The organism is Frankia sp. BMG5.60 (genome assembly GCF_059428125.1).
In genome coordinates, this window is sequence record NZ_CM182091.1 from 6,378,893 (window position 1) to 6,403,921 (window position 25,029).

The window sequence follows — 25,029 nt, forward strand, 5'->3', positions numbered from 1 at the left end:
GCATTGGCCGGCTTCCTCGACGACCAGGGCGGGAGTGACGCACCGATGTCCCACCCATCCGGTCACGGCGCCACCGCCGACGGCGCGCACGACCGCCGTCCCGGGCCCGGGTCCGGGGAGCCGACCCAGGTCGGCCCCTACCGCCTGCTGCGCCGGCTCGGGGCGGGCGGCATGGGCACGGTCTACCTGGGGGTGAACCCCACCGGCGGGCAGGTGGCCGTCAAGCTGATCCGCCCGGACCTCGCCCGCCTCGCCGAGTTCCGGTCGCGGCTGAAGCAGGAGGCCGACAACGCCCGTCGGGTGGCCCGGTTCTGCACCGCCGCGGTCCTCGATGTCGACATCACCGCAGAGCAGCCCTACCTGATCACCGAGTTCGTCGACGGCCCGACGCTCGCCGAGGCGGTGGTGGGGCGCGGCCCGCTGAGCACGGCGGAGCTGCACCAGCTCGCCGTGAGCATGACGACCGCCCTGATGGCCATCCACCGGGCCGGCATCGTGCACCGCGACCTCAAGCCGTCCAACATCCTGCTGTCCCGGCTCGGCCCCAAGGTCATCGACTTCGGCATCGCGCGGGCCCTGGACACCGCCACCAGGCTCGATCTCGACCACGGCGGGGACCGCCAGCTCGGGACGCCGACCTTCATGGCGCCCGAGCAGGCCAAGGGCGAGCCGGTCACCTCGGCCGCGGACGTCTTCGCCTGGGGCGGCGTCCTCATCTACGCCGGGACCGGCCGCTACCCGTTCGGCGGCGGCCCGACGCCCGGGCTGCTGTTCCGGACCGTGAACGAGCCGCCCGCACTCGACGGGTTCGAGGACAGCCTGCGCCCGCTCGTCGAGGACGCGATGCGCAAGGTCGCCGCGGACCGGCCGCGCGCCGAGGAGCTCTACGCCCGGCTGCTCGACCTGCGGGCCGACGCGCCGGTCGCGGTGCCGCAGCCGCCGCTGTCGCTGTCCGAGGTGACCGCGCTCATCCGGCCGCTGAACACCACCCCGCGGGGCACCCAGCCGCCCCCCACCCCAGCCGCCGCGGGCCCCCTCACTCCCGTCACCCCCATCACGGATCATCAGCCCGTCGGGCCGCCGCCCGATTTCCCGCCGACGCCTGCGCGCGCCGACCTCTCCGGCCCCCCGACGCCCGCGGACCGGGGCGACCGCAGCGTCCGGTCCGGTCCGCCGGCCGCGACCTCCGGGTCCGCACCGTCCCGGCCGGTCGGGGAGGCGTCCCCGTCAGGTCGGCATCCCGTCTGGCAGCCGGCCGAGCGATGGTGGGCGAGCCCGCCGGACGCCACCGACGGCCTGGTCACAGTCTGGACCGAGGCCGAGTCCCGCGGCGGCGTGGGCGAGCGCCTGGCGGGCGACGCGGCCGGCCACGCGCCGGGCGGCGTCGCCCGAACTCCGGAGCCGGACCCCGCAGCCGCACCCGCGGCCGGGGCCGGATCCGGGCGCGCAGCCGCACCCGGGCTTGGGGCGGGATCCGGGCTCGGGGCGAGGGCCGGGGCCGGCGGGGGAGACGTCGCGGGCTGGCCAGCCGGCGGTGCGTCCGGTGCGGGCGCCGAGGACGCGGCACCGGCGTCCGCGCGCGGGCGGCGCCGCTCGGGCCGGCCGTGGCTGATCGTGGCGGCGGTCGCGGTCATCGCCGTCGCCGCGGGCCTCATCGTGGTCCTCGTCGGTCGCGGCGGGAACGGGTCGGCCGCGTCGAACGTGCCCGATTCGGTCGCCACCCGCGCGATCACCCTCCAGGACAACGACAGCGGGCTCGCCCGCCGCCTGGCCCTCGCCGCCTACACCGCCGCGCCGAGCTCGCCGGCCACCCGCAGCGCAATGATCGCCCTGTTCGGCGCCGACGTCGCCCCCACCACCGTCGACGCCGGGCCCGGCGCCGTGCTGTCGGCGGCGGTCAGCCCGGACGGGAGCCGGGTCGCCACCGGCGGGACGGACGGCGTCATCACCCTGTGGGAGGTCGCCGAGCGGACCAGACTCGTCCGGCTCGGCTCGGTGGCGAGCACCGGCTGGATCGGCGCGCTGGCCTTCAACGGCGGCGGCGACCTGCTCGCCTCCGGCGGCACCGACGGCGCGGTGCGGCTGTGGAACGTGCACGACCCGGCCCACATCCGGCGCTGGTCCGTCGCCAGCCTGCACACCGACGCCGTGCGCACCGTCGCCTTCAGCCCGGACAGCAACACCCTCGCCTCCGCCGGGGCCGACGGCGTCCTCGCGCTGTGGGACGTCACCGACCCCGCCAGCCCGACGCGGCGCTCCCGCGCCGACACGTCCACCGGCGGGGTCTACGCCGTCGCGTTCGCCCCCGCCGGGCGGACCTTGGCCCTCGCCGGGGAGGACGGCACGGTGCGGCTGTGGGACATCCGCGACGCGGCCCACCCCACGCCGGGCGCGGTCCTGCGCGGGCACACCCGCGCGGTGCGCGCCGTGACCTTCAGCGGTGACGGCGGCCTGCTCGTCACCGGCGGCGTCGACGCGACCGTCCGCCTGTGGGACGTGCGCGACCCCGGGCGTCCCGTCCCGCAGGCGGTCGTCGCCGGGCAGCTCGGCGGGGTTTCGAGCGTGGCCCGTGGCGCCGCCCCCGCGCTCGTGGCATCCGGCGGCGACGACGAGACGGTGCGCCTGTTCGACGTCACCGACCCCGCCGCGCCGGTCACGCTGACCCAGTGGCACGGGCACACCCGCCCGATCAGCACGGTCACGTTCGTCGCCGGCACCGGCGTCGTGCTGTCCGCCGGGTACGACGGCACGCTGCGGCTGTGGGAGGCCGACCCGGGCCTGCTCGCCCGCGCCGCCTGCGCCGCCCCGGCGAACCGGATCACGCAGGAGGAGTGGACCGACGCGTTCGCGTCGATGCCCTACCACCAGCCCTGCACCTGAGGCGGCCAGCGCCTGAGCCAGGCCGGCGCCTGAGGTGGCCCTGCGTCTGACGTCGACCACCGGCTCGCGCTGTCGGCGCCCGGCCGGTGTTCAGACGCCGTCGGGTGCGAAAGACTGCAGGTGTGAGTGCTGAGATGGGGCCATCGGTGATGCTGGTCGAGGACTTCGGGCCGGTCTGGCAGCCGGGGCGGTTCGAGCTCGGCACGGACGGCCCGCGGGCGATCCTCGCCGGTGTGGACGGCTCCCGCACGGCGATGCGCGCGGCGGCGTTCGCGGCGGGTCTCGCCCGCCGGCAGGCGTCCCGGCTCGTCGTCGTGTACGTGGCGTCGCCGTCGGTCTGGGCGGCGCTGTCCCCGGCCCCGGCCGGCGAGGCGGTCCAACAGGTCATCGACTCGATCGCCGCCGAGGTGCGCTCGTCGATCCAGGAACGCTCCGAGGAGCTCGGCGTGCCCATCCGGTTCCTCGTGCGCGCCGGTGACCCCTTCGACGGGATCAAGCGGAGCGCCGCCGAGGTGCAGGCCGACATGGTCGTCGTCGGCGCGTCCGAGAGCGCCGGGCACCGGCTCATCGGCTCCCTGGCGAGCCGGCTGGTCCGCAGCGGCCTGTGGCCGGTGACCGTTGTCCCTTAGCCCGTCACTGCCGGCCCGCTGCTCGTCTCGCGGCTGCCGGCTGTCGGGTCCTCGGGCGGTCGCGCCCCGTCAGTTCCGGGCGACCCGTCGGCGCGGGCGCGGCCAGGCGCGGGTGTCGCGCGGTTCCACATACGGTTCGACGCCCTCGTCGAGGCCCGCGGAGATCGCCCGCGCCCGGGCGATCTCGGCATCGAACTCCAGGCCGAGCAGGACCGCCAGGTTCGACAGCCACAGCCACACCAGAAAGACGATCACGCCGGCGAGCGTCCCGTAGATCTTGTTGTACGACCCGAACGTGGCCACGTAGAAGGCGAACGCGCCCGACGCGACCAGCCAGATCACGACGGCCAGCACGCTGCCCGGCGTCAGCCAGCGAAAGCCCCGCGGCCGCACGTTGGGCGTGCTCCAGTACAACAGCGCGATCATGGCCGTGACGATCAGCACGAGGACCGGCCACTTCGCGAACGACCAGGCGGTGATCGCCTCATGGCCCAGGCCGATCGCGGTGCCCGCCTGTTCGGCGAGCGCGCCGCTGAACACGACGATCACCGAGCTGACCGCGAGCAGCACCACCAGGGCGATCGTGATGAGCAGCCGCAGCGGTGCGATCTTCCAGACGGGCCGACCCTCCGGCATGTCGTAGACGGCGTTCGCGGCGCGGATGAACGCGGCGATGTACCCCGAGGCGGACCACAGCGCGCCGGCCAGGCCGAGGATCGCGACGACCCCGCCGGATCCGGCGCTGTCGCGCAGCCCGTTCACGGCATTGTGCAGGATGTCGCGCGCGGCACCGGGGGTGAGCTGTTCGATGTTGTCGAGCAGGCGGTCCGTCGTCGACCGGCCCAGCAGGCCGACCAGCGACACCAGCACGAGCAGCGCGGGGAAGACGGCGAGCACCGCGTAGTAGGTCAGCGCGGCCGCCCGGTCGGGGAGATCGTCGTCCATGAACTCGTGGACCGTGCGGCGCAACACCCCGAACCAGGAGCGCCGGGGCAGCTCGGTGACCTGCCCCGGCCCGTCGGCCGCCCGCACGGCCGCCACCGCCTGATCCCGCAGCACCGCCTGGTCGGGCACCACCACCGCTCCCGGGCTCTGCCCGGTTCCGGCATCCGAGCCGGTCCCGATCGCGGACTGATCGCCGACCTCGCCACCGGCACCGGTGTCCGGTGCGGCGGCGGCACGCTCGCCGGTGGCCCGGCCGTCCCTCCGGCGCCCTCTCATCGCGAGTCGGTTACCGAGCCGAGCGGTGCAGCAGCTTCTTGGCGGGCCTGCCGGCCGGCGGATCCGCGGAGACCGGTCGATCGGCCGAGCCAGCCGGCCCGTTCGAGCCAGCCACGCCGTTCGAGCCAGCCGCCCCGGTCGAGCCAGCCACGCCGGTTGAACCGGCCGGGACGGCCGCCGTGCCGCGCCGGGCCATCTTGCGGAGCTGGATCATGCGGCCGACGCCGGGAATCGCGACGAGAAGCGCGCCGGCTACCGCCGAGAACAGCATCGCGACGGCGAGCGGGATCGACCCGTGCGCCCCGAGGAACGACAGCTTCACATCGTCCTGGTTCTGCAGGATGAAGATCAGTAGAAGGATGAGGACGAGCGCGAACAGCACCACCGTCGTCCAGACCCGGCTGGTGCGGGTCACCGGAATGTGCGTCCGCTCGGCGCGCCCGCCCCGTCCCGCACCCGGCGGCCGTCCCGCACCCGGCGGGGTGGTCGGCGGGGGCGATGATCCTGGCGCGGTCGGCGGAGAGGTCGGTGATCCGGGCGCGGCGGTCGGCGGCGGGTACTGCCCCGGCGCCGCGCCGGGCGGGGACGCCTGGCCGTACGGGGCAGGCGGGGGCGCCTGGCCGTACGGGGCGGCACCGGACGCGGGCGGCGCCGGGAACGCGGTGGCCGGCGGCGGCGCGCCGGTCGGCATCTGGGTTGCGGGAATCGGTTCGGTCGTCGACCTCGGTGATCCCGTAGGACCGGTCCCGGCTCGCGGGGCACCGCCCTCGGGCGATGCGGGGGTGGGCGGTGTGGTCATGGCCGGTCTCTACCCAACCGGCCGGTCTATATCCCCACTTTCGGGTGGCCATGCGTGGTCTTTCCGTGGTCTGACATCGTGCGGCTTTGGGTGGTTGGGTCACGGTTGGGTAGTGGTTCCCGACGAGTCGAGGCCGGGCGTGGCGGAGGGTGCCGGCACGATGGCGCCCGGCGTCGTCGCGGTGCCGTCCGACCGCAGGCCCGAGCCGGCGTCGGCGGTCGCGGTCGGGGAGAGGGGGGTCGACGGCGCGGTGGGGGTCGCCGTGGCCGCCGGATCTCCGGTGGCGGTGGGCGACGGGTTCGGCGTGGGCGTCGCGGAGCCGGTCGGCGTCGCGGTGGCGCGATGCGGCTTGGGCGTGCTCACCACGCCGCTGTCGTCCGACCCGTCGGTCACGGTCGCCTGCGTGGTCTGCGCCGAGCGGCGGCTCTGCACGACGCGCTCGGGGGTCGGGCGGACCAGCAGGTACAGCGCCACGGTCAGCAGGAAGAACACCACCAGGGCGATGGTGGAGCGGCGCATGTGGATCGACTGCAGGAACTGGACCGGCCGCAGCGAGGACAGCGTGGTCATGCTCGGCACCGCCTGGTCGGATCGGGGCGCGCCGTGGAGCCGACGCGACTCACGAGGCCGACGCGACTCACGAGGCTGGGGCGACTCGCAAGGCTGGGGCGACTCGCAAGGCTGGGGCGACTCGCAAGGCTGGGGCGGGTGACGAGGCCGAGGCGGGTCACGAGGAGGTGGGGGCGGCGGTGTCGAGATCGGTGGGCACGATGATGCCCTCCCGCAGCAGGGCGGTGCCGATGCGCGCCCGCAGCGTCCGGCCCACCTCGAACTGCCGGCCCGGCTGGGTGCGGGCCACGACTCTGATCTTGAACTCGTCGAGGTCCATGCTCTCCACTCCCATCACGGTCGGGGCGTCGAGGAGCAGGGCGTGCAGGGTCTCGTCCGCGTACGCCTCGGCGCCGACCCGGTTGAGCAGGTCGCTGACGGTGGTGAGGTCCGCGGTCGCCGGGATGGGCACGTCGACGATCGCGCGGGCCCAGTCCCGGGACAGGTTGATCACCTGGACGATCTGTCCGTTGGACGTGGTGACCACCTCGCCGCTGGTCGTCCGGATCCGGGTGATGCGCAGCGTGACCTCTTCCACCGTGCCGGTCGACCCGGTCGGCGGCCCGCCGGCGACGAGCAGGCGGACCAGGTCGCCGAAGCCATACTGGCGCTCGGCGATGATGAAGAACCCGGCGAGGATGTCCTGCACGACCCGCTGCGCACCGAAGCCGAGGGCCACACCGACGATCGTCGCCGGCGCGACGAAGCCGGTCAGGGGCACACCGAAGCGCTGCAGCACCAGCACTGCCGTCAGGCAGTAGACGATGACCAGCACGACCCAGGTGACGACCTGGGCGACGGCATGCCGGTGCTTGGCCGCCTCCGTGCGCACCACCCGGTCGGCGCCGGTGGCGGGTACGTCGATCCGGCTGGTGACGCGGTCGCCGAGCCAGGTCGCCAACCGGGTGAGCAGCGCCGCCCCCGTCACCAGCAGCACGATCTCCAGGCCACTGCCGCGGGCCCAGTGACCGATGTCGCTCAGGGGAGCGGACGCCGTGATCACGGTCGTGGACGCGCCGGCAGCGCCGATCATGCGACTCGGCGGAGCGGGCACGGGCCACCCGGGTGCGTCACCCGCGCGGACGACTGCCGGCCCGGGTGAGGGGCGTGTGCTGCCGACCGTCCGCCCGGGCGACACCCGGGGGCGGGTGGCCGCGGACGGTTCGTCGCCGGCGGCGCCGGCCGGGACTGTCGAACTCCGCTCACCCCCCCGAACCTACCCTCGGTCTACCCAACGGGTACACACCGGCTCGAGGTCACACGAGCGTTCCCTGAATCCCGGTCCGCGTCGACACCGGCCGGGAGATCGGCGATCCTGGACGGGTTGCCAGGTGGAGAGGGCGGTCGGGATGTTTGGAAGGTTTGGCCGCAACCGTCTCGGCGCCAACGCCGATGACCGATCGGACTATCCCGCGGGCGTCCCCGCCGGCCGCCGCGAGTCGCCCCCGGGGCCCTACGACCTCGCCGACGCGCCGAACGACCGGGTTCGCCGGCTCGATCTGGGCTCGCTCGTCGTACCCGTGCCGGCCGGCGTCACCGTCGACCTGCGAACGGATCCGGACACCGGCCGTGGCGTCGCCGTCGAGGTGAGCGCCGGCCGGGCGGCGATGACGCTCGCCGCGTACGCGGCGCCGAAGAGCCAGAGCCTGTGGGAGGAGACACGCGGCGAGCTGCGCGCATCGCCCGGCGAGCGGCTCGCGGGCCTCGCCCCCTGGACCGGGCCGAGGACGTGCGGGCCGGTCGTGGAAAGCGTCGGCGACTGCGGGGCGGAGCTTCGGCTCACGGTCGAGACGGCCCCCGGTGCGGAGACGGCCCCCGGTGCGGAGGGGGCATGCCGCGCGGGGGCGGCGCAGGGCCCGGAGCTGGCGCCTGGGGCGGGGGCGGCGCCTGCCGGAGAGGCCTGGCTGGTGCGTGTGCTCGGCTTCGACGGACCGCGCTGGCTTCTGCGGGCAGTGGTCACGGCGCCGGCCGCCGCGCCGGCCGACGCCGACGTCCTCGTCGACGAGGTGTTGCGTGGGGTGATCGTGCTGCGCGGCGGGCGGGCGGCCCCGCGCGGCGCGGCCCTGCCGCTGCGCCGACCCACCGACCGGGACGGCGATCCGCCCATCGTTCCCGGTGCCGCCCGCCGCGGTGCCGATGTCGGCCACGAGGGTGCTCCCGGCGGCTCTCCCGGCGCTTCCGGCGGCGACACCGACGACGACCCCGACGGCGAGCTCGGTCGGATCCGACCGTCCGGCGCCATCGTCCTGGACACGCGGGGGACCAGCCATGAGGTGATCGGCGCACCGGTCGGCGGCCTCAGCCGCAACCTCACCACCTGGGGCTGACCCGGGAAACGGCCCTCAGGGCGGGGCCCCTGCTGCGTTCCGCCTCCTGGGCGCCTCGCCACCTGGGCTGACGTCCGAGCGCCGCGGGCCGCCCGCCGTTTCGCCCGCGCTTGTGCTGATCGGCCCGTGGGCGTCGGGTTGTTCCGCCTGTACACAGGGGCCCCTCGGGCGGCTGATCCGGAGCGTGGCGGGAGCGATGCTGACAGGGTCGGATCCGACCGTGTTGGGAGGCAGCGATGCTCCGTCACAGTTCGACGCCCGCGCATGTCGTGGTGCGCGATCTCTCCGCCGACTTCGTCACGGAGGACGGTGCGCGAGCCTCCGTTGCGGGCACATTGCGTTACGATCCGGCGGATCCGTTCGCGGTGGAGCTGATCCTGCGCCCCGGCCGGGAATCCATCACCTGGATCTTCGCGCGCACGCTGCTGGCGGAGGGGACGCAGGGCCCCACCGGCACCGGGGACGTGCGGATCCGGCCGACCCGGTCGGAGGGGCGTGCGGTCGTCACCGTCTCCCTGTCCAGCCCGTCCGGGCATGCCGACCTCGAACTGCCCCGCTCGATCGTCACCCGGTTCCTCGCGGAGATCGAGGAGAAGGTGCCGACGGGCCGGGAGAGCGAGGGCATCGACTGGAACGCGGAGCTGCGTACCCTCCTGCGCACCCGCAACCCCTGACGGCCCGCCCGCTCAGGCGGGCGCCCCGGCCGGCTTCGCGAGGAGCATCATCTCGATGCCGCCGTCGACGGCTCGCCCGGTCTCCCGATACCCGCAGCGGGTGTAGAGGCGGATGTTGTCGACGCTGCGGGCGCCCGTGAACAGCTCGAAGCGGGTGGCGGTGGGGTGGCGGAGCTCGATCTCGGCGAGCAGCCGGCTGGCGAGCCCCCGGCGGCGCAGCCGCGGATGGGTGACGAGCCGGCCGACCCGGCAGGTGTCGCCGTCGAGCTGCCCGCGCACCGCCGCCACCACCTCCCAGCCGCGCTGCGCGACCAGGACGACCGTCGCGTCGCCGCGCCGCCCGTCACCGCCCGCGGCGAGGATGCTGCGCAGCTCGGCGACGGTCTCCGTCAGCGGCGCGATGGAGTGGTCGCCGTACAGCTCGGCCTCGGACTGGTAGCAGAGATACTGCAGCTTGACGATCTGATCCGCGTCCTCGTCCCGGGCTGTCGCGAGGATGATCCCGTCCTGCGGCGGTGGAGCCGGAAGCGCGGCCGCGGGGCGTGGACCGGGAACGGGGCGTGATCCGGCGTCGGGCACGACCGTCATCCTCCCATCGGTGGAGGGGTCAGGGGGTTTCGGGAGCGCCCTCGGTCGGTTGCCAGACGGGGATCTCGGGCGGGTCGACGACCCCGGCGTCCCGCATGAGGATGTCGAGCGCGGGTGGGTCGATGAAGAACTGGTGGAAGGCCTCGGTGGGCCGCCAGACGTCGAGCACGATGAGCTGACCGTCGCCGGCAACGAAACGATGGGGCACGACGCCTACCTTTTGCCGAATATGCGATGGGTTCCCGGCCGAGGTGACGAAACGTCCGGTCGGCCGGCGGCCCGTCCCGGCGCCGTCACGACTGCCGTCGCTCGATGATGCCCCGCAGAAACGCCGCCTGGCCGACATGCTGGAGGTCGTCTGAAACGACGCTGATCAGGCGGACCCCAAGGGTGACAGGCGGTTCCCACCGTTCGTCCACCACGCGGTCGAAGTCGCCGCCGGTGAGCGTGGCGAGGTAGCGGACGGTCTGGTCGTGGACGGCCTCGTGGTAGTCGACGAGCTGCGCCGGGTCGGCCACGCGGACGGCGTCGACCTCCTCGGTCGTGTGCCCGTAGCCGATCGACGCGGCCGGTAGCGGCAGCGCGAACCGGTCCGCGAAGCCCCCCGCGGTCCAGACCTGCTCGAGCCCGGCGACATCTGCGACGTGGTCGTCCTGAACCCGGGTCAGGTGCCACACCAGCCAGCCGATGGAGTTGGACGTCCCGTCGACGCGGTCGGCGAGCTGGTGCGCGTCGAGCCCGGCGACGGCGTCGCGCACCTCGTCCCGGATCCGCCCGAAGGCGTCGGCGAGAAGATCGGAACCGTTCATCGCGCGGGCTCCCTCACGTGGTCGATGCGACGCCGACGGCGCCGGTCTCGATCTTAGTGAGGACGGGCCGCCCCGGCGCGCCGCTGATGCTCGCCAGCCGGCCAGCGCGGGCGAATGCGGCTGCCGCGACAAAGGCGTCGACCGCCGGCGAGCCGCCGGCCGCCGCCGCGGTGGCGAGCTCCGTCCCGGTCAGACCCGCCGCTTGAACGCGGCCACCGCCAGCGGCGCGAACACCGCGGCCAGGCCCGCGGCCCACAGCAACGCGTGCCACGTCGGGGTCCAGACTGGGCCGGAGACGAGCAGGCCGCGGGTGGCGTCGGCGAGCGCCGTGACCGGGTTGACCTTGACGAACGCCTGCAGCCAGCCGGGCATGGTCGACGTCTGGACGAACGCGTTGCTGACGAACGTCAACGGAAAGATCAACGTGAAGCCGAAGATCATCACCTTCTCCGGCTCGGAGACGAGCATGCCGACGAGCACGGAGATCCACGATGCGGCCAGGGCGAACAGCACCACCAGGCCGACAGCGGCCAGCGCCTGCAGCGGCCCGGTCTGGACCCGGAAGCCGAGGATGTAGCCGAGGCCGAGCAGCATGGCGATGGCCCAGAGCTGCTTGGTCATGTCGGCGAGGATCCGCCCGGCCAGCGGCGCGGAGCGGGCGATCGGCAGTGAGCGCAGCCGATCGAACACCCCCTTGGTGAGGTCGGTGTTCAGCCCGGTGCCGGTGTTCAGCGTCGTGAACAGGGTGTTCTGGACGATGATGCCGGGCAGCGCGAACGTCAGGTAGTCGCCGGTCGAGCCGGAGATCGCCCCGCCGAACACGTAGGTGAACAGCAGCAGGAACATCAGCGGCTGGACGCTGAAGTCGAGCAGTTCCATCGGGTTGTGCCTGACCTGCACGAGGGTGCGCCAGGCCAGCGTGGCGGTGTGGCGAAGCGCGTCGAGCGGGGTGACCCGCGCGGAGCCGACCGGCTCCGCTCCCCGCGTCGTCCCGGGGGTCTGGCTCGGCAGGGCTGTGGTGAGAGCGGTCATGGCGGGTCAGTTCCTCGTCGCCGCGGGGATCCGCGCGGCCGGGTCGTCGACGGCCGGCTCGCCGCCGTCCACGTCGGTGGGGGAGGTCGGCGCGGGCGGGTTCGAGCCGTCCGTGGCCGGATGGCCGGTCAGCGCGAGGAACACCTCGTCCAGGCTGGAGCTGCGCAGGGTGATCTCGCCGACGGTGACGCCGGCGTCGTCGAGGCGGCGCACGAGCGCCGGCAGCACGGCCGGGTCGGTGACGCGGGCGCTGACGAGGCCACCGGCGACGTCCGGCGCCACCCCGACCAGCTCGGCCACCGTCGTGGCGACCAGCGGCGTGTCGGCGACGTCCCCGGGGCGGACCGCCAGGGTCTGCGCGCCGGTCTGCTTCTTCAACGCCTCCGGCGAGCCGTGGGCGATGATCCGCCCGTGGTCGACGACCGCGATGTCGTCGGCGAACTGGTCGGCCTCCTCGAGGTACTGCGTCGTGAGCAGCACGGTGACGCCCTGGCCGCCGACAAGGTCGCGTACGACGTCCCACATCTCGTTGCGGCTGCGGGGGTCCAGGCCGGTGGTGGGTTCGTCGAGGAACAGCAGCCGCGGGCGGCCGACCAGGCTCGCGGCGAGATCGAGGCGCCGGCGCATGCCGCCGGAGTAGGTCCGCGCCGACCGGTCCGCGGACTCGGCGAGCCGGAAGTCGGCGAGCAGCTCGCGGGCCCGGGCCTTCGCGGCGGACCGGGACAACCCGAGCAGCCGGCCGATCATCAGCAGGTTCTCGCGGCCGGTGAGCATCTCGTCCACCGACGCGTACTGACCGGTGAGCCCGACGAGCTGGCGGACCCGGTGGCTGTCGTGGCGGACGTCGTAGCCGCCGATCAGCGCCCGCCCGGCATCCGGCCGGATCAGGGTCGCCAGGACGCGCACCGCTGTGGTCTTGCCGGCGCCGTTGGGGCCGAGTAGGCCGAAGACCGTGCCGGCCGGCACGCTCAGGTCGACGCCCGCGAGCGCCGTCGTCGCGCCGTAGCGCTTGACCAGCCCCTCGGCGACGATCGCGGGAGTGGAGTGTTCGTGTCTGACCGTCATGCCGATCAGCTTGCCGGCCACCACTGACAGTTTGGCGAGACGCCGGCGGGTCGCCCGGCGTGGCGCGGCCGCCGCGCTGACAGCCCGCTGACACGGGTGCGTGTCAGCGGGTCATGCCAGTAACCGGGTCATGCCAGTGACGTGGGCTCAGCCGGCGCGGCGGCGGGACGCGGGGCGCAGCGAGGGGTTGCCGCTGTGGTGCTCGATGCCGGCGATGTCGGTGCCCGGCGGGACGACCTTGTCGATCGCGTCGAGCGTGGTCGCGTCGAGGGTGACGTCGGCGCCGGCGAGCACGTCGTCGAGCTGGGCCATCGTCTTCGGCCCGATGATCGTCGACGTCACCGCCGGGTGGCTGTCCACGAACGCCAGCGCCAGGTGGGTCAGCGAGATCCCGGCCTGCTCCGCGACGGTGGCGAGCCCCTCCACCGCGTCGTAGCGGGCGGGCGTGCTCGGGTCCTCGTCCAGCCCGGCACCGCCGCGGCGGCGGGCGAACAGACCCTCCGACCCGTAGCGCGAGCCCGACGGGATCTCGGCGTCGCGGCGGTACTTGCCGGTCAGCCAGCCGCCGGCCAGCGGGCTCCACGGGATGACACCCACGTCGTGGCGCAGCGTCGCGGGCAGCACCGCCTCCTCGATCGACCGGGCGAAGATCGAGTACTGCGGCTGCTCGCAGACGAACCGCTCGCTGTTGCGGCGGCGCGCGGCCCACTGCGCCTCGACGATCCAGTCGGCCGGGTACGACGACGAGCCCAGGTAGCGGACCTTGCCCTGGCGGACGAGGTCGGTCAGGGCGCCGAGGGTCTCCTCCAGGTCGACGTCCCAGTCGTGGCGGTGTACCTGGTAGAGGTCGATGTAGTCGGTGTCGAGCCGGCGCAGGCTGTCCTCGACGGCCCGGGTGATCCAGCGCCGCGAGCCGCCGCGGTGGTTACGCTCGTCGCCCATCGGGGTGAAGCACTTGGTGGCCAGGACGATGTCGTCACGGCGGCCCTTGATGGCCTTGCCGACGATCTGCTCGCTCTCGCCCTGGGAGTAGACGTCGGCGGTGTCGACGAAGTTGATGCCCGCGTCGAGCGCGTGGTTGATGATGCGTTCGCACTCGTCGTGGTCGGTGTTGCCGAAGGCGCCGAACATCATGGCGCCCAGGCACTGGGTGCTGACCTCGACGCCGGTCCGGGCGAGCTTGCGGTACCGCATGGGTGAAGCCTCCTGCTCGTCATCGCTGACCCTGCATGTGTGCTGACCCTGCATGTGTGCTGACCCTGCATGTGTGCTGACCCTGCATGTGTGCTGACCCTGCATGTGTGCTGACCCTGCATGTCTGGACGCCGATCCCGCGGCTGAGAGCTCCCCCGCACCGCCTACCCAGAGGGATTAATCGGACATCGAGGGTCCCGGACAGGCAGGAAAACGTCGCCCGCAGCCGACCGTAACGATGAGAGCGCACTCGAAGTCAACCCGGCTGGCGAGGCCGGTTCGGGGGTCGAGCCTGGCGCCGATGTGTCGAAGTCTGTGGACGTAACGTGACCGCGTCGATATTGTGATGACTGCCACATTCGGATCCGCTCGAACAGCCACGCCGCATCGGCATCAGGGAGAGCGCATGTACCCGGGGGTGTTTGCCGAGCAGTCTCCCCACAAGCCGGCCGTGATCGTCGCCGGCACGGGTGCCGTGCTCACCTATGGCGAGCTGGAGGACGCCTCGAGCCGGCTCGCCCGCCGCCTGCACGAGGTTGGTCTGCGCCGCGGGGATCATCTCGCCCTGCTCACCGACAACGACCCGCGGGCCTTCGAGGTCTTCTGGGCAGCGCTTCGATCGGGCCTGTACATCACTGCCGTCAACCGGCACCTCGTCGCGGACGAGATCGCCTACATCATCGACGACTGCGGCGCGCGCGGCCTCGCCGTCTCGGCCGCCCTGCTCGACGTGGCCGAACAGATCGTCGAGGCGACCCCCCGGGTCGGGATCCGGCTGGTCTATGGCGCGGACGCGGGTGCGTCGAGTACGTACAGCTCGTACGACGAGGCGCTGGCCTCGGTGCCTCCCGGCCCGCTGCCCCACCAGCCGTGCGGCACGGACATGCTGTACTCGTCCGGCACCACCGGCCGGCCCAAGGGGATCCGGGACGACCTGCCCGAGCGCGAGGTCCACGAACCCGGCGACCCGCTGGTCACCCTGTTCGGGTCGATGTACGACTTCGGCCCCGACACCGTCTACCTCTCGCCCGCACCGATCTACCACGCCGCGCCGCTGCGGTTCGGCGGCTGGGTGCACCGTCACGGCGGGACGGTCGTGCTGATGGACCGCTTCGACGCCGAGGGCGCACTCGCCGCGATCGAGCACCACCGCATCACCCACAGCCAGTGGGTGCCGACGATGTTCGTCCGCATGCTCAAACTCGCCCCGGCTGTCCGGGAGAAGTACGACCTGTCCAGCCACCGGGTCGCCGTCCACGCGGCGGCGCCCTGCCCGCCCGAGGTGAAACGCGCGATGATCGACTGGTGGGGGTCGATCATCTACGAGTACTACTCGTCGACGGAGAAGGCCGGCGCCACGTTCATCACGACCGAGGAATGGCTACGCAAGCCGGGCTCGGTCGGCCGCCCCGGGATGGGGATCGTCCGCATCTGCGGCGACGACGGCGCCGAGCTGCCCACCGGCCAGGTCGGCACGATCTTCTTCGAACGGGACGTCCCCGCGTTCGAATACCACAACGATCCGGCGAAGACCGCCGCCGCCCGCCACCCCGACCACCCCACCTGGTCGACCACCGGCGACGTCGGCTACCTCGACGAGGACGGCTACCTGTTCCTCACCGACCGCAGGGCGTTCACTATCATTTCGGGCGGGGTCAACATCTACCCACAGGAGATCGAGGACAGCCTGACCCTGCATCCCAAGGTGCTTGACGTCGCGGTCATCGGCCTGCCCGACGAGGAGATGGGGGAGCGGGTCGTCGCCGTCGTCCAGCCCGCCCCGGCCGCAGTCCCCGGCCCTGAGCTGGCCGCCGAGTTGCTGGACTTCCTGCGCCCCCGCCTCGCCGGCTTCAAGATCCCTCGCACGGTCGACTTCGTCGACGACCTGCCGCGCACCCCCACCGGCAAGCTGGTCAAGCGCCAGCTCCGCGACCAGTACCTCAACACCGTCTGAAGCCGTGACCGGGCGGGTTCACCGGACATCCCGTCGGCCGCGGAATCCCGGCGATACCGGGAAAAGACGAGGAGTTACCCAGATCGGCCCGGGATGATCGTGGCCGGACGCGGGAGCGGAGGCCGGGCGGCATCCGTGGCCGGGCGGCATCCGTGTCAGAGCGGCATCCGTGTCAGGGCGCATCCGTTGCTGGGGGTACCAGGCCGGCGGCGGGCAGCCTCGGGCTCGGGGTGACGCGCCTGCGCCGGCCCGGGGGATTCGGCGTGGCTTCGGGGGCGCGGTGAGCGTGGTGGCGGACGGCACTCTTGCCGTCGTTCTGGACGGTGCGGCGGCGCCGCGGTCGGTCGCCGTCGTGACCGGGCTCCTCGCGCTGCTGGCGGTGCTGGTCAGCAGCGTGCCGGAGCATCTCGACACCGCGGTCCACGAGGGCGGCCATGCCTTCGCGGCCTTTCTCGCCGGCCGGCGGGTGGGCGGCGTCTGGGTGGAGTCCGACGGGAGTGGCCTGACCTATTCGTTCGGTCGGCGCCGCGGCGTCGGGTTGTTCGCGACGCGGGCGGCGGGTTACGTCTTCCCCTCTCTGATCGGGGTCTGCTCGGCGCGACTGCTGGCGGCGGGCAAGGCGACCGCCGTGCTCATCCTGGCGGTGGTGGCGCTCGCCGCGTTGCTGCTCGTGATGCGCAACGGGTTCGGCGAACTGGTCGTCGTCTCGGTCGGTGCCTCGCTGGTCCTCGCCGGCCGGTACGCCCCGGGCTGGGTCCAGGTCTGGTACGCCTACCTGCTCACCTGGCTGCTGCTGTTCTCCGGCCCGCGATCGGTGCTGGTCCTGCACCGGGCCCGCCGGCGCGGCGCGGTCGGCTCGGACGCCGACAAGCTCGCCGAGAGCACCCACCTTCCGGCGCTGTTCTGGGTTCTCGCCTTCGCCGCTTTCAGCCTGTGGTGCGCGCTGAAGGGCGCGGCCCTCCTGCTCGCCTGACCTCCGGACAAGCGGAAGGTGTCCTGTCAGCCGGCCAGGGCACCGCTGTCCGGGGCACCGTCGGCCGGGGCACCGCTGTCCGGGGTGCCGCCGGCCGCGGCCGTCTCGACGCGGGCGAAGTGGTCGTCGACGGCGGTCAGCCACGCGAGCGGACGGCTGACCTGGGGGCTGTGATCGGCGCCGGCGATCACGGCGAGATGGGCCCCCCGGATGTCGTGCGCCAGGGTCTGCGCACCCGCCCGCAGCGTGGAGTCGTGCTCGCCGACGATGACGGTCGTCGGCGCGGTGATCTCGCCGAGCCGGGGAACGAGCGAGGGATAGCCGCCGAGTTCCCGGCCCAGCGCGGCGAGCGCCTCCGGGTCCGTCTGGCCCAACCCCGCCACCTGGCGCTCGGCGGGGTTGCGTCGGTCGTGGACCGCACTCACGCTGTCGCCGCCCTCCGCCGCACCACCGCTGCCGGACGCGATCGCCGCCGCTCCCTCCAGCACCGCCGCCACGATCCGCCTCGCGACCGGGCCGGTGGCGGTGGCCGGCGCGGCCGCGGTGTCGACGAGCACGAGGGAACGCACCCGGTCCGGATGCTCCAGCGTGTACCGCAGCGCGATCACCCCGCCCAGCGAGTGGCCGACGAGATGGACCTCGGCCGGCCCGAGCGCCGCGACCACGGCGGCGAGGTCGGCAAGGAGCAGGTCGAAGGTGTAGTCCGCCCGACCGCCGGATGCCCGGCCGCTCGCGCCGTGCCCCCGATGGTCGTAGGCGATCACCTGGCGCGACGCGGCCAGCTCGGGTGCCACCGCGGCCCAGTCCGCGGTGCTGCCGGCGATCCCGTGGACCAGCACGACCGGGCTGCCCCAGCCACCTGCCCCGGCGCCTGGGGCACCGGGCGCACCGACCTCGGCCGGTGGGGCACCGATCCCGGCCGGTGGGGCACCGACCTCGGAAGGTGTGACGCCTACCTCGATATGGGGGGCACCTGCCAGAGCCGTCGCGCCGGGCGGGCGGTCGTCCGGCCGTACGTCCTCGACGTGCAGCTCCAGCCCCGCCACCACCGGCAACCGCCACCCGCTCGCACTGACCACGCGCACATCCTCACCTGGTTGGGCCCGCTCACATGGTTGGTCGGTTCACCTCGTCGCGCACGTTCGCCTGGCCGGCTTGGCTTGCCTGGCCGGCTTGGCTCACGTGACCGGGTTGGCTCGACCCTAAGACGCGCGATGGTCCTGTAGACGAGCGTGCTCACCTGCCGGCGGCTACCGGCACCGAGCTTGTGCCCTACGGCGACCCGGCAGCTCCCATTAGTAGGGTGAGACCGCCGCGTCCTCGACCGGAAACAGCCGGTCTGGTTGAAGCGGGGCCAGGTCCGCCTGGCACTGGCAAGCCGACAGGTCTGGTCCAGGCCAGGCCCGCGGGGGCGGGTGGTGGCTGACGTCGGTCCGCCCCGTGAGGATGACGCCCGGGCCGGGCCCGCACGGGCGCGCGGGGATGGGAGGGACGCGGTGACAGCGGAGGGGGCCAGAGCCGAGGAGACGGCGGCCAGGAGGGCAGCGGCCGAGAAGGCCACGGCCGGGGGGCCGGCGGCGGACTACCGGCCGCGCCGGTCGGTGCTGTACATGCCGGGGGCGAACGAGCGGGCGCTGGAGAAGGCGAAGGGCCTGCCGGCCGACGCGCTCATCCTCGACCTGGAGGACGCGGTCGCCCCGGCCGCCAAGCAGGACGCCCGGACGCGGGTCTGCGCCGCCGTGGCCGCCGGCGCCTACGGCCGGCGGGAGGTGGCGATCCGGGTCAACGGGCGGGACACGCCCTGGCACGCCGACGACCTGCGCGCCGCCGCCCAGGCGGGACCGGACGCCGTCGTCGTGCCGAAGATCGGCTCGCCGGCGGACGTGCACGCTGTCGAGCGGGACCTGGATGCCGCCGGGGCCTCGGCGCGCACCTTGATCTGGGCGATGGTCGAGACGCCGATCGCGATGCTGCGCGCCCTGGAGATCGCCCAGTCCTCGCCGCGCCTGGCCGTGCTGGTCATGGGCACCAACGACCTGGCCAACGAGCTGCGCGCGGAGCATGTGCCCGGCCGGGCGCCGCTGCTGACCGGTCTGGGGTTGTGCCTGTTGGCGGCGCGGGCCAGCGGCAAGGCGATCCTCGACGGCGTCTACAACGACGTCCGCGACGCCGAGGGGTTCGCCGCCGAGTGCCGGCAGGGTCGTGAGCTGGGGTTCGACGGCAAGACCCTGATCCATCCCGGCCAGGTCGAGCCCTGCAACCAGGCGTTCTCGCCGTCCGCCGAGCAGCTTGCCGAGGCCGCGGAGATCGTGCAGGCCTGGGCGGATGCGGCGGCCGCGGGCCGGGGGGTCGTCACCGTCAACGGGCGGATGATCGAGAATCTGCACGTCGACAACGCCCGCCGGCTGCTCGCCGTCGACGCCGCCATCGCCGAGCTCGCCAACGCCGGCTAGCGGCGACCGCCGTGGTTGTCCAGCAGGATCCGGACGAGGCCGCGGGCGTGCCGCGCCGGCCCGTCGGCGCCGAGGGCCGCCACGCTGGCGTAGACGCCTTCCATGATCAGAACCAGCCGGTCGGCCAGCTCCCGCGAATCTGAGGTGGAGTCGGCGCCGGGCGCGGTGGGGTCGGCGCGCGCGGCGAGGGCGGCCGTCATCGCGGCGAACTGATCGCGGACCCACGCCTTGGCGGCGACGGCGTGGCGGTGGGCGGGCGCCTGCGGGTCGGGGATCTCGGCGAGCGCCATGAGGAACGGGCAGCCGCGGCAGCGGTCGGGCCGCGTCTGCTCGACCAGGGCGTCGAACACGGCGAGGATCCGCGCGCGCGGCGACGTCCCGCCCGCCTCCGCCGCCTCGGTGAACCACTGCCGGACGCCGCCGCGATGGCCGACTTCTACCTCGACGGCTCGCTCGACGAGTCGCCCGTGCTGCCCACCGTCGAGGCGCTGCTCGGCCGCCCGCCGCGGACCTACGCCCAGTGGCTCGACACGCACGCCGCGGAGCTTCCCGCCCCGAGGCTGGCCTCGCCGGTCTGAGCGGAGCGGGGTGGGGTCGGGATAACCCGAAGGCGCCGATGACCATGACGACCCCTCCGCCCCCCGTCCCCTCGCGGGAGCCCGGAGGACCGCCGCGCCGGCCGGTGGACGGCCCGCGGGGCGGTGAGCAACGGGGCGATCTTCCGCCCGGCGGACCCCAGCCCGGAGGACTCCAGCCCGGCGGACATCCGCCGCGCTGGCGGGTGCACCGGGAGTTCGCCTACACCCTGGTCGGTCTGCCGCTGTGCATCGTCGGCTTCGTCTACGCGGTCGTCGCGATCTCCGTCGGCGCCAGCCTCGCCGCCACCGTCATCGGCCTACCGTTGCTGGCGGTTCTGGTCGTCGGCGCCCGCCAGCTCGGCGAGGCGAACCGGTGGCTGGCCGTCGGACTGCTCGGCGCCCGCGTTCCCGCGCCCCGCCCGTTCCGGCCACGCCGCCCCGGCGCGTCCGGTTGGATCCGGGCGGGGCTGGGCGACACGGTCGGCTGGCGGGCCCTTGCCTACCTGCTGGTGAAGTTTCCGCTCGCGCTGGCCAGCGGGATCGTCTCGATCACGCTGTGGGGCTACGCGCTGGGCGCGGTCACCTACCCGGTCTGGCGACCGTTCCTGCCGTTGCAGCACGACAGCGACGGGCATGGCCACCGCGGCGCCTCGTTCGGCACCGACTACTTCCTCGACACCGCGCCCCTCATCGCCGCGGTGACCGCGACGGGCCTGCTCCTGCTGCCCGTCGCCCGCTGGGCGGTGCGCGGGCTGGTGCACCTGGACGTGCTGCTGACCCGCGGCCTGCTCGGCCCGACCCGGCGATCCCTCACCGCGCAGCGGATGCGCGACCTGGAACGCACCCGCGCCGCCGCCGTGGACGACTCGGCCGCGGCGCTGCGCCGCATCGAACGCGACCTGCACGACGGGGCGCAGGCCCGGCTGGTGGCGATGGCGATGAACCTCGGCATCGCCCGCGAGCACCTCGCCGCCGACGGGGACGCCGTCGATCTGGACACCACCCGCACGCTCGTCGACGCGGCCCACCGCGACGTCAAGGAGGCCCTCGTCGAACTGCGGAACATCGCCCGCGGGATCCACCCGCCGATCCTCGACCGGGGCCTGGACGCCGCGCTCGCGAGCCTCACCGCCAGCAGCGCGCTGCCGGTGCGGGTGAGCGTCGACCTGCCGGACCGCCCGTCGGCCGCGATCGAGACGATCGCCTACTTCTGCGTCGCCGAGCTGCTGGCCAACGCCGCCAAGCACAGCCACGCCGACGAGGCGCACGTCAGCATCGTCGGGCGGGCCAGGCGGGTGCGCGTCGTCGTCGGCGACGACGGTGCCGGCGGGGCGCGCATCGACCCCGGGGGCGGCGGGGGACTCGCGGGCCTGGTGGAGCGGGTCCGCACCGTGGACGGCTGGCTCGCCGTCACCAGCCCGCCCGGCGGCCCGACCGCTGTGAGCGTCGACCTGCCGCTGCACGCCTGACCGAACCGTGACGGACGGCGCCGGCCCCGCGGCGGCCTGACCGAGAAGACCTGATCATCCGCCTCCGCGAGCCGGAGCGCGTGGCGATGAATAGAGTCGTTACCGGTTCGTACTCACGAACGTACCAATTGTGACTTTCGACAAGTGGAGGATGGGTTTGCATGGCTGACGGACAGCGCGAGGTCCTTGATCCGCCGCCGCCGCCGCCGTCGACGCTGACGCCGGTGCAGCGTCGTCTCGTCGCCGAGACCATCGCCGGCGGCCCGTTGCAGGAGGAGGGCCCGGGTTCCCTCGAACCGCTGCGCAACGGCCTCATCGCCTCCTTCGCGCTGATCGCCGTCGTCATGCTCCTGATGTGCAGCTACGCGAGTGCCTTCGGCAAGGTCTCCCCGCACGACATCAGCGTCGCGGTGGCGGCACCGCCGGCGGTCGCCGATCAGCTCGACGCCTCGCCCGCGCTGGACGTTCGCCAGGTCGACGACCTGGCCGCGGCCCGGCGGGCCGTCGAGCACCGGACCGTGTACGGAGCACTGGTGGTCACCGGTGCGAAATCGGCCACGCTTGTGGTCGCGAGCGGGGCCGCGCGGTCCGTCGAGTCGGCCCTGGTCCAGGTCGGCCAGCGCTTCGCCGCCGCGAGCGGGACGAAGCTGACCGTTACGGACCTGGCCCCGACCGCGCCGAAAAATCCCAACGGAACGATCGAGTTCTACGCCATCGTCTTCCTGGCGATCGGCAGCGCCCTCGGCGCCACGGTGCTGGGGCGCGTCCTGGGTACCGTGCGCAACCTCCGGCACATGGCACTGCGAGTCGGGTTCCTGATGTTCTTCACCGGGCTGCTCAGCCTGGTGGCAACGGTGTTCGTCGACGCCGTCTACGGCGCACTGGCCGGCCATCCCCTGCCGCTGTTCGCCGTTCTCTGGGGCTACACGACGGCCATCTGCCTGGCCTGCACGGGCGTCGCGGCGCGGTTCGGAACGTTGGCCTCCATCGCGCTCACGTTGACGCTGACGATCCTCGGCAACCCCAGCGCGGGCGGGCCGGTGGGCCGGCCCTTGCTCAACGACTTCTACGCCACGCTGACCCCGTACTTCCCCCACGGCGGCGGCCTGTCGGTGCTGCGCGGCGTCCAGTACTTCGACGGCCGTGGCATCGCCGCGGGTGTCGTCTGCCTCGTCGTCTGGGCCGGCGTCGGACTGCTGCTCCTGGCCGGCGCGGCCTTCCGAACCGGTCTGCGGATCCGGGCGGACGCGCCAGCGCCGGCCGCCGGTCAGCCGGCACTCGGGTGACAGTGCTGGGGTGACCGTGCTCGGGTGACCGTGCGGAGCTGTTCGCGCACGGTCCCCGGCTCACCTGCGGGCCGGCCGGCCGTTCGGTCAGGAGGTCTTCGCGGCCTCGAGCGCGTCGAGGAGCTTCTGCCAGGGGAACAACGCCTTCCACGCCTCGATGTCGGGGATGTTCTCCAGCACGACGTCCTCGTATTCGAAGATCACCTGTACGCCCCAGGAGCGCAGGGTCGCGATGTTCGCGAGGAACGCGGGATGCTTCGCGTGGGTCGGGTTCGGCGGCAGCCCGATGATGATGGGGATTCCCGAGCAGATGGTCTCGTTGAGCAGGCTCAGCGCGAGGGTGTCCGAGATCCCGCCGGCGAACTTGTTCACCGTGTTGAAAGTGGCCGGCGCCACCACGATGGCGTCGGGTACCGGGCGCTCCTCGTTGTCGTCCTCGACCAGCGTGTACTCGCTGCGCACCCCGTGGCCGGTGAGGTTGGCGAGCAGCCCGGTGTCGATGAACTTCAGCGACGACGGGGTGGCGACGACCCGGATGTCCCACCCGGTGGACTGCGCCTGCTTGACGAAGACAGGGAGGTCGTCGGCGGGGTACCCGCCGCCGCAGACGACGATGTAGAGCGCGCGATTTCCGACAGTCATGGCGAAGAAACCCATCTCGAGGCCGCGGAGAAACCGGAAGCATTCGTTCCAGCCGTCATTCTCCGCCGGTTCGGCCGCTTTCCGGGCGGAGCAGCCGAACGTCGGGTGCGGACGGTCCGAAGGTCCCCCCGCACCCGGCACCGGCAGGGGACGGGGTCAGATGCGGGTGAAGGCCTCCGCGTCCCGGCGGAAGCGGTCGAGCTCGGTCAGGCTGATCGTCGGACGGGCCTGTCGGGCGGCGTCGAGCAGGTCGGCGGTGCCCAGCGGTGTGGCGGCGGGGTTCTGGCCGCCGTCGGGGCCGGCCGCGTCCGAGCCGGGCTTGCCGTGCAGCCAGGTGCTGTCGGCGGCCCGGTGGAAGGCCGCCGCGGCCGAGCGCTGCACGACCGCGGAGAGGTCCGCCGGGGTGAACAGGTCGGTCGCGGCCACCACCGCGTCCAGGTCGATGTCCGCCTTGTTGGCGACCCGCTCCAGCAGACCCGCCAGCAGCACGCGCCGCCCGCCGGCGTCCGGCGGCCCGACGGGGAGTACCAGGTCGAACCGGCCGGGCCGGACGAACGCCGGGTCCAGTGCCGACACCGCGTTCGTCGCGCAGATCAGCAGCCGTCCCTGCACCCCGCGGAACAGCGGGATCGCCTTGAGCAGCTCGTTGACGACCGACTGGTTCTCCGGCCGGGTCTCGCGGGACTGCGCGATCTCGTCGACCTCGTCGATGAACACGACGACGCGTTCGACGCCCATCAGGTCGTTGATCGCCGAACGCAGCTCGGCGGCGAGCCCGGCCGCCCCCGACGCCAGCCGCGACGGCAGCAGCTCCACGAACGGCCACTCCAGCCGGGCGGCGACCGCGCGGGCGAACGACGTCTTGCCGGTTCCCGGCGGCCCGAACAGCAGCATCGCCGTGGGGATGACGACGCCGTACGCCTCGGCCAGCTCCCGCTCGCGCACCGGCAGCAACAGCCGCTGCTCGATGAGCTTGCGTTCGTCCTCCATGCCCGCGAGGTTCGACCACTCGGACGTGCTCAGCAGCGCCCCACCCCAGCGTTCGACGGTCGACACGTCCGCCGGGCGCAGCGGGATCTGCTTGTCGTAGAGCACCTGCCCGGTGGCGGTGAAGCCGCGGTTGAGGAACGCCTCCTCCCCGGACTGGCCGGGGGTGATCAGCGTGGTGATCCGCCGGCAGCCGGCGTGCAGGAGCAGGTTCTCCACGCTCTGCAGCAGGCCGGAGCCGATGCCGTGGTGGCGCCAGGCCGGCGCGAGCGCGACCGTGAGGACCCGGCCCGCGCCGCCCTCCTTGCGCCCGACCGCGGCCCCCACGATGTGTTCGCCCGCGACGGCGACCACCACCGGGGACTCGGTGTCGGGCGGCTCGTGCCGCAGCGCCAGCACGGTGTCGGTCAGGTTGATCGGCGGTCCGCCCGGGGTGCTGCGCACCTCCTCGAGCAGCCGCACGGTGGCCGCGTAGTCGACGGTCTCGTAGGGACGGATGTGCCAGATGGGCACGCTGGCTCCTTCAGGTCGGTCACCGACGGATCGTCGAGACGACTCTGCCTGCGCGGTCGCGGCGAACCCGCTGGGACTGATGGAGCTTTGTGGGGGGACCAAGGGACCGGCACCGGTTGACGAAGGCAGTCTGTGTGCCCGGGCGTGCTCCCCCGGGCGGGGTCGCCGTCTCGTCGTCCGGCGGCGCGCACGGCCGCTCGGCCGGCCGCGGGAACGCTGGTGGGGGCGCGGCGCGCTGCGGTGGTGACGCTGCTCGCCAGGCACCTTCGACGGCCGGCCTGGTGACGCTCGTTCGGGCGCCCGCATCGTGGACCCCGCCACGCCCATCCGGGGGTGACCACTCCGCC

At 73.6% G+C, this 25,029-nt stretch carries 24 protein-coding genes; 10 read left to right on the forward strand and 14 right to left on the reverse strand.

The window, feature by feature from the left end; translation table 11 throughout:
- Positions 1–45 precede the first annotated feature (45 nt).
- Both AC5R91_RS26095 and AC5R91_RS26100 read left to right on the forward strand, forming a co-directional pair.
- Complete coding sequence (locus AC5R91_RS26095) at positions 46–2,880, forward strand: WD40 repeat domain-containing serine/threonine protein kinase (RefSeq protein ID WP_495393932.1); 2,835 nt, start codon at positions 46–48, stop codon at positions 2,878–2,880.
- A gap of 122 nt (positions 2,881–3,002) precedes the next feature.
- Positions 3,003–3,509, forward strand: coding sequence for a universal stress protein (locus AC5R91_RS26100; RefSeq protein ID WP_495393933.1), 507 nt, complete (start codon positions 3,003–3,005; stop codon positions 3,507–3,509).
- A 69-nt stretch (positions 3,510–3,578) separates the two neighbouring features.
- Here the strand turns inward: AC5R91_RS26100 and AC5R91_RS26105 are convergent, their stop codons facing one another.
- From AC5R91_RS26105 to AC5R91_RS26120, 4 genes are all read right to left on the reverse strand, one after another.
- Positions 3,579–4,730: a YihY/virulence factor BrkB family protein gene (locus AC5R91_RS26105; protein WP_495393934.1), complete on the reverse strand. Its 1,152-nt coding sequence runs from the start codon at positions 4,728–4,730 to the stop codon at positions 3,579–3,581.
- A 10-nt stretch (positions 4,731–4,740) separates the two neighbouring features.
- Positions 4,741–5,112, reverse strand: coding sequence for a LapA family protein (locus tag AC5R91_RS26110; protein ID WP_495393935.1), 372 nt, complete (start codon positions 5,110–5,112; stop codon positions 4,741–4,743).
- 516 nt (positions 5,113–5,628) lie between these two features.
- A complete protein-coding gene (locus tag AC5R91_RS26115; protein ID WP_495393936.1) occupies positions 5,629–6,099 on the reverse strand; it encodes an Rv3103c transmembrane domain-containing protein in 471 nt (156 codons plus the stop codon).
- A 157-nt stretch (positions 6,100–6,256) separates the two neighbouring features.
- The gene (locus AC5R91_RS26120; RefSeq protein ID WP_495393937.1) at positions 6,257–7,171 is read right to left on the reverse strand and encodes a mechanosensitive ion channel family protein; all 915 of its coding nucleotides are present in this window, start codon (positions 7,169–7,171) and stop codon (positions 6,257–6,259) included.
- Positions 7,172–7,487: 316 nt separating this feature from the next.
- Here AC5R91_RS26120 and AC5R91_RS26125 point away from each other — a divergent pair, with 316 nt between their 5' ends.
- Complete coding sequence (locus AC5R91_RS26125; RefSeq protein WP_495393938.1) at positions 7,488–8,465, forward strand: DUF3710 domain-containing protein; 978 nt, start codon at positions 7,488–7,490, stop codon at positions 8,463–8,465.
- Between the two features lie 236 nt (positions 8,466–8,701).
- Positions 8,702–9,139 (forward strand): SsgA family sporulation/cell division regulator, encoded by a 438-nt coding sequence (locus tag AC5R91_RS26130; RefSeq protein ID WP_495393939.1) that lies wholly within the window; start codon positions 8,702–8,704, stop codon positions 9,137–9,139.
- Positions 9,140–9,151: 12 nt separating this feature from the next.
- On the opposite strand, the gene AC5R91_RS26135 is transcribed toward AC5R91_RS26130, so the two are convergent.
- From AC5R91_RS26135 to AC5R91_RS26160, 6 genes are all read right to left on the reverse strand, one after another.
- The gene (locus AC5R91_RS26135) at positions 9,152–9,727 is read right to left on the reverse strand and encodes a GNAT family N-acetyltransferase (protein WP_495393940.1); all 576 of its coding nucleotides are present in this window, start codon (positions 9,725–9,727) and stop codon (positions 9,152–9,154) included.
- A gap of 19 nt (positions 9,728–9,746) precedes the next feature.
- Positions 9,747–9,935 carry a hypothetical protein gene (locus AC5R91_RS26140; RefSeq protein ID WP_495393941.1) on the reverse strand — a complete coding sequence of 63 codons (189 nt, stop codon included), beginning with the start codon at positions 9,933–9,935 and terminating at the stop codon, positions 9,747–9,749.
- 85 nt (positions 9,936–10,020) lie between these two features.
- Entirely contained in the window at positions 10,021–10,536 is a 516-nt protein-coding gene (locus AC5R91_RS26145) for a mycothiol transferase (RefSeq protein WP_495393942.1), read from the reverse strand.
- A gap of 189 nt (positions 10,537–10,725) precedes the next feature.
- Positions 10,726–11,568 (reverse strand): ABC transporter permease, encoded by an 843-nt coding sequence (locus AC5R91_RS26150; protein WP_495393943.1) that lies wholly within the window; start codon positions 11,566–11,568, stop codon positions 10,726–10,728.
- Positions 11,569–11,574: 6 nt separating this feature from the next.
- Complete coding sequence (locus AC5R91_RS26155) at positions 11,575–12,633, reverse strand: ATP-binding cassette domain-containing protein (RefSeq protein WP_495393944.1); 1,059 nt, start codon at positions 12,631–12,633, stop codon at positions 11,575–11,577.
- Positions 12,634–12,780: 147 nt separating this feature from the next.
- A complete protein-coding gene (locus AC5R91_RS26160; protein WP_495393945.1) occupies positions 12,781–13,827 on the reverse strand; it encodes an aldo/keto reductase in 1,047 nt (348 codons plus the stop codon).
- Between the two features lie 406 nt (positions 13,828–14,233).
- Between AC5R91_RS26160 and AC5R91_RS26165 the strand changes: the two genes are divergently transcribed.
- A complete protein-coding gene (locus tag AC5R91_RS26165; protein ID WP_495393946.1) occupies positions 14,234–15,781 on the forward strand; it encodes an acyl-CoA synthetase in 1,548 nt (515 codons plus the stop codon).
- 280 nt (positions 15,782–16,061) lie between these two features.
- A complete protein-coding gene (locus AC5R91_RS26170; protein ID WP_495393947.1) occupies positions 16,062–16,754 on the forward strand; it encodes a M50 family metallopeptidase in 693 nt (230 codons plus the stop codon).
- A 26-nt stretch (positions 16,755–16,780) separates the two neighbouring features.
- Here AC5R91_RS26170 and AC5R91_RS26175 read toward each other — a convergent pair whose 3' ends face one another.
- Positions 16,781–17,833, reverse strand: a complete 1,053-nt coding sequence (locus tag AC5R91_RS26175) for an alpha/beta fold hydrolase (protein ID WP_495393948.1) — start codon at positions 17,831–17,833, stop codon at positions 16,781–16,783.
- 417 nt (positions 17,834–18,250) lie between these two features.
- Here AC5R91_RS26175 and AC5R91_RS26180 point away from each other — a divergent pair, with 417 nt between their 5' ends.
- Entirely contained in the window at positions 18,251–19,207 is a 957-nt protein-coding gene (locus tag AC5R91_RS26180; RefSeq protein ID WP_495393949.1) for an HpcH/HpaI aldolase/citrate lyase family protein, read from the forward strand.
- On the opposite strand, the gene AC5R91_RS26185 is transcribed toward AC5R91_RS26180, so the two are convergent.
- The gene (locus AC5R91_RS26185) at positions 19,204–19,557 is read right to left on the reverse strand and encodes a hypothetical protein (protein WP_495393950.1); all 354 of its coding nucleotides are present in this window, start codon (positions 19,555–19,557) and stop codon (positions 19,204–19,206) included. The two genes, AC5R91_RS26180 and AC5R91_RS26185, sit on opposite strands and share 4 nt — an antisense overlap.
- Positions 19,558–19,632: 75 nt before the next feature.
- On the opposite strand from AC5R91_RS26185, the gene AC5R91_RS26190 reads away from it, so the two are divergent.
- The 3 genes from AC5R91_RS26190 to AC5R91_RS26200 all read left to right on the forward strand — a co-directional run bounded on the left by AC5R91_RS26190 (position 19,633) and on the right by AC5R91_RS26200 (position 22,540).
- Positions 19,633–19,785, forward strand: a complete 153-nt coding sequence (locus tag AC5R91_RS26190; protein WP_495393951.1) for a hypothetical protein — start codon at positions 19,633–19,635, stop codon at positions 19,783–19,785.
- 44 nt (positions 19,786–19,829) lie between these two features.
- Positions 19,830–21,254: a sensor histidine kinase gene (locus AC5R91_RS26195; protein WP_495393952.1), complete on the forward strand. Its 1,425-nt coding sequence runs from the start codon at positions 19,830–19,832 to the stop codon at positions 21,252–21,254.
- A gap of 161 nt (positions 21,255–21,415) precedes the next feature.
- Positions 21,416–22,540, forward strand: coding sequence for a hypothetical protein (locus tag AC5R91_RS26200; protein ID WP_495393953.1), 1,125 nt, complete (start codon positions 21,416–21,418; stop codon positions 22,538–22,540).
- Positions 22,541–22,627: 87 nt separating this feature from the next.
- Here the strand turns inward: AC5R91_RS26200 and AC5R91_RS26205 are convergent, their stop codons facing one another.
- Positions 22,628–23,182, reverse strand: coding sequence for a flavoprotein (locus AC5R91_RS26205; RefSeq protein WP_495393954.1), 555 nt, complete (start codon positions 23,180–23,182; stop codon positions 22,628–22,630).
- Positions 23,183–23,338: 156 nt separating this feature from the next.
- Positions 23,339–24,682 carry an ATP-binding protein gene (locus tag AC5R91_RS26210; RefSeq protein ID WP_495393955.1) on the reverse strand — a complete coding sequence of 448 codons (1,344 nt, stop codon included), beginning with the start codon at positions 24,680–24,682 and terminating at the stop codon, positions 23,339–23,341.
- Positions 24,683–25,029: the final 347 nt, after the last annotated feature.

What these genes read in the sequence shown, in the direction of transcription:
- AC5R91_RS26130 (WP_495393939.1), top strand. Translation starts at nt 8,702, where the DNA reads ATGCTCCGTCACAGTTCGACGCCCGCGCATGTCGTGGTGCGCGATCTC.
- AC5R91_RS26160 (WP_495393945.1), bottom strand. Translation starts at nt 13,827, where the DNA reads ATGCGGTACCGCAAGCTCGCCCGGACCGGCGTCGAGGTCAGCACCCAG.
- AC5R91_RS26155 (WP_495393944.1), bottom strand. Translation starts at nt 12,633, where the DNA reads ATGACGGTCAGACACGAACACTCCACTCCCGCGATCGTCGCCGAGGGG.
- AC5R91_RS26195 (WP_495393952.1), top strand. Translation starts at nt 19,830, where the DNA reads ATGACGACCCCTCCGCCCCCCGTCCCCTCGCGGGAGCCCGGAGGACCG.
- AC5R91_RS26095 (WP_495393932.1), top strand. Translation starts at nt 46, where the DNA reads ATGTCCCACCCATCCGGTCACGGCGCCACCGCCGACGGCGCGCACGAC.
- AC5R91_RS26105 (WP_495393934.1), bottom strand. Translation starts at nt 4,730, where the DNA reads ATGAGAGGGCGCCGGAGGGACGGCCGGGCCACCGGCGAGCGTGCCGCC.
- AC5R91_RS26205 (WP_495393954.1), bottom strand. Translation starts at nt 23,182, where the DNA reads ATGACTGTCGGAAATCGCGCGCTCTACATCGTCGTCTGCGGCGGCGGG.
- AC5R91_RS26145 (WP_495393942.1), bottom strand. Translation starts at nt 10,536, where the DNA reads ATGAACGGTTCCGATCTTCTCGCCGACGCCTTCGGGCGGATCCGGGAC.
- AC5R91_RS26190 (WP_495393951.1), top strand. Translation starts at nt 19,633, where the DNA reads ATGGCCGACTTCTACCTCGACGGCTCGCTCGACGAGTCGCCCGTGCTG.
- AC5R91_RS26165 (WP_495393946.1), top strand. Translation starts at nt 14,234, where the DNA reads ATGTACCCGGGGGTGTTTGCCGAGCAGTCTCCCCACAAGCCGGCCGTG.
- AC5R91_RS26150 (WP_495393943.1), bottom strand. Translation starts at nt 11,568, where the DNA reads ATGACCGCTCTCACCACAGCCCTGCCGAGCCAGACCCCCGGGACGACG.
- AC5R91_RS26135 (WP_495393940.1), bottom strand. Translation starts at nt 9,727, where the DNA reads ATGACGGTCGTGCCCGACGCCGGATCACGCCCCGTTCCCGGTCCACGC.
- AC5R91_RS26115 (WP_495393936.1), bottom strand. Translation starts at nt 6,099, where the DNA reads ATGACCACGCTGTCCTCGCTGCGGCCGGTCCAGTTCCTGCAGTCGATC.
- AC5R91_RS26120 (WP_495393937.1), bottom strand. Translation starts at nt 7,171, where the DNA reads ATGATCGGCGCTGCCGGCGCGTCCACGACCGTGATCACGGCGTCCGCT.
- AC5R91_RS26200 (WP_495393953.1), top strand. Translation starts at nt 21,416, where the DNA reads ATGGCTGACGGACAGCGCGAGGTCCTTGATCCGCCGCCGCCGCCGCCG.
- AC5R91_RS26125 (WP_495393938.1), top strand. Translation starts at nt 7,488, where the DNA reads ATGTTTGGAAGGTTTGGCCGCAACCGTCTCGGCGCCAACGCCGATGAC.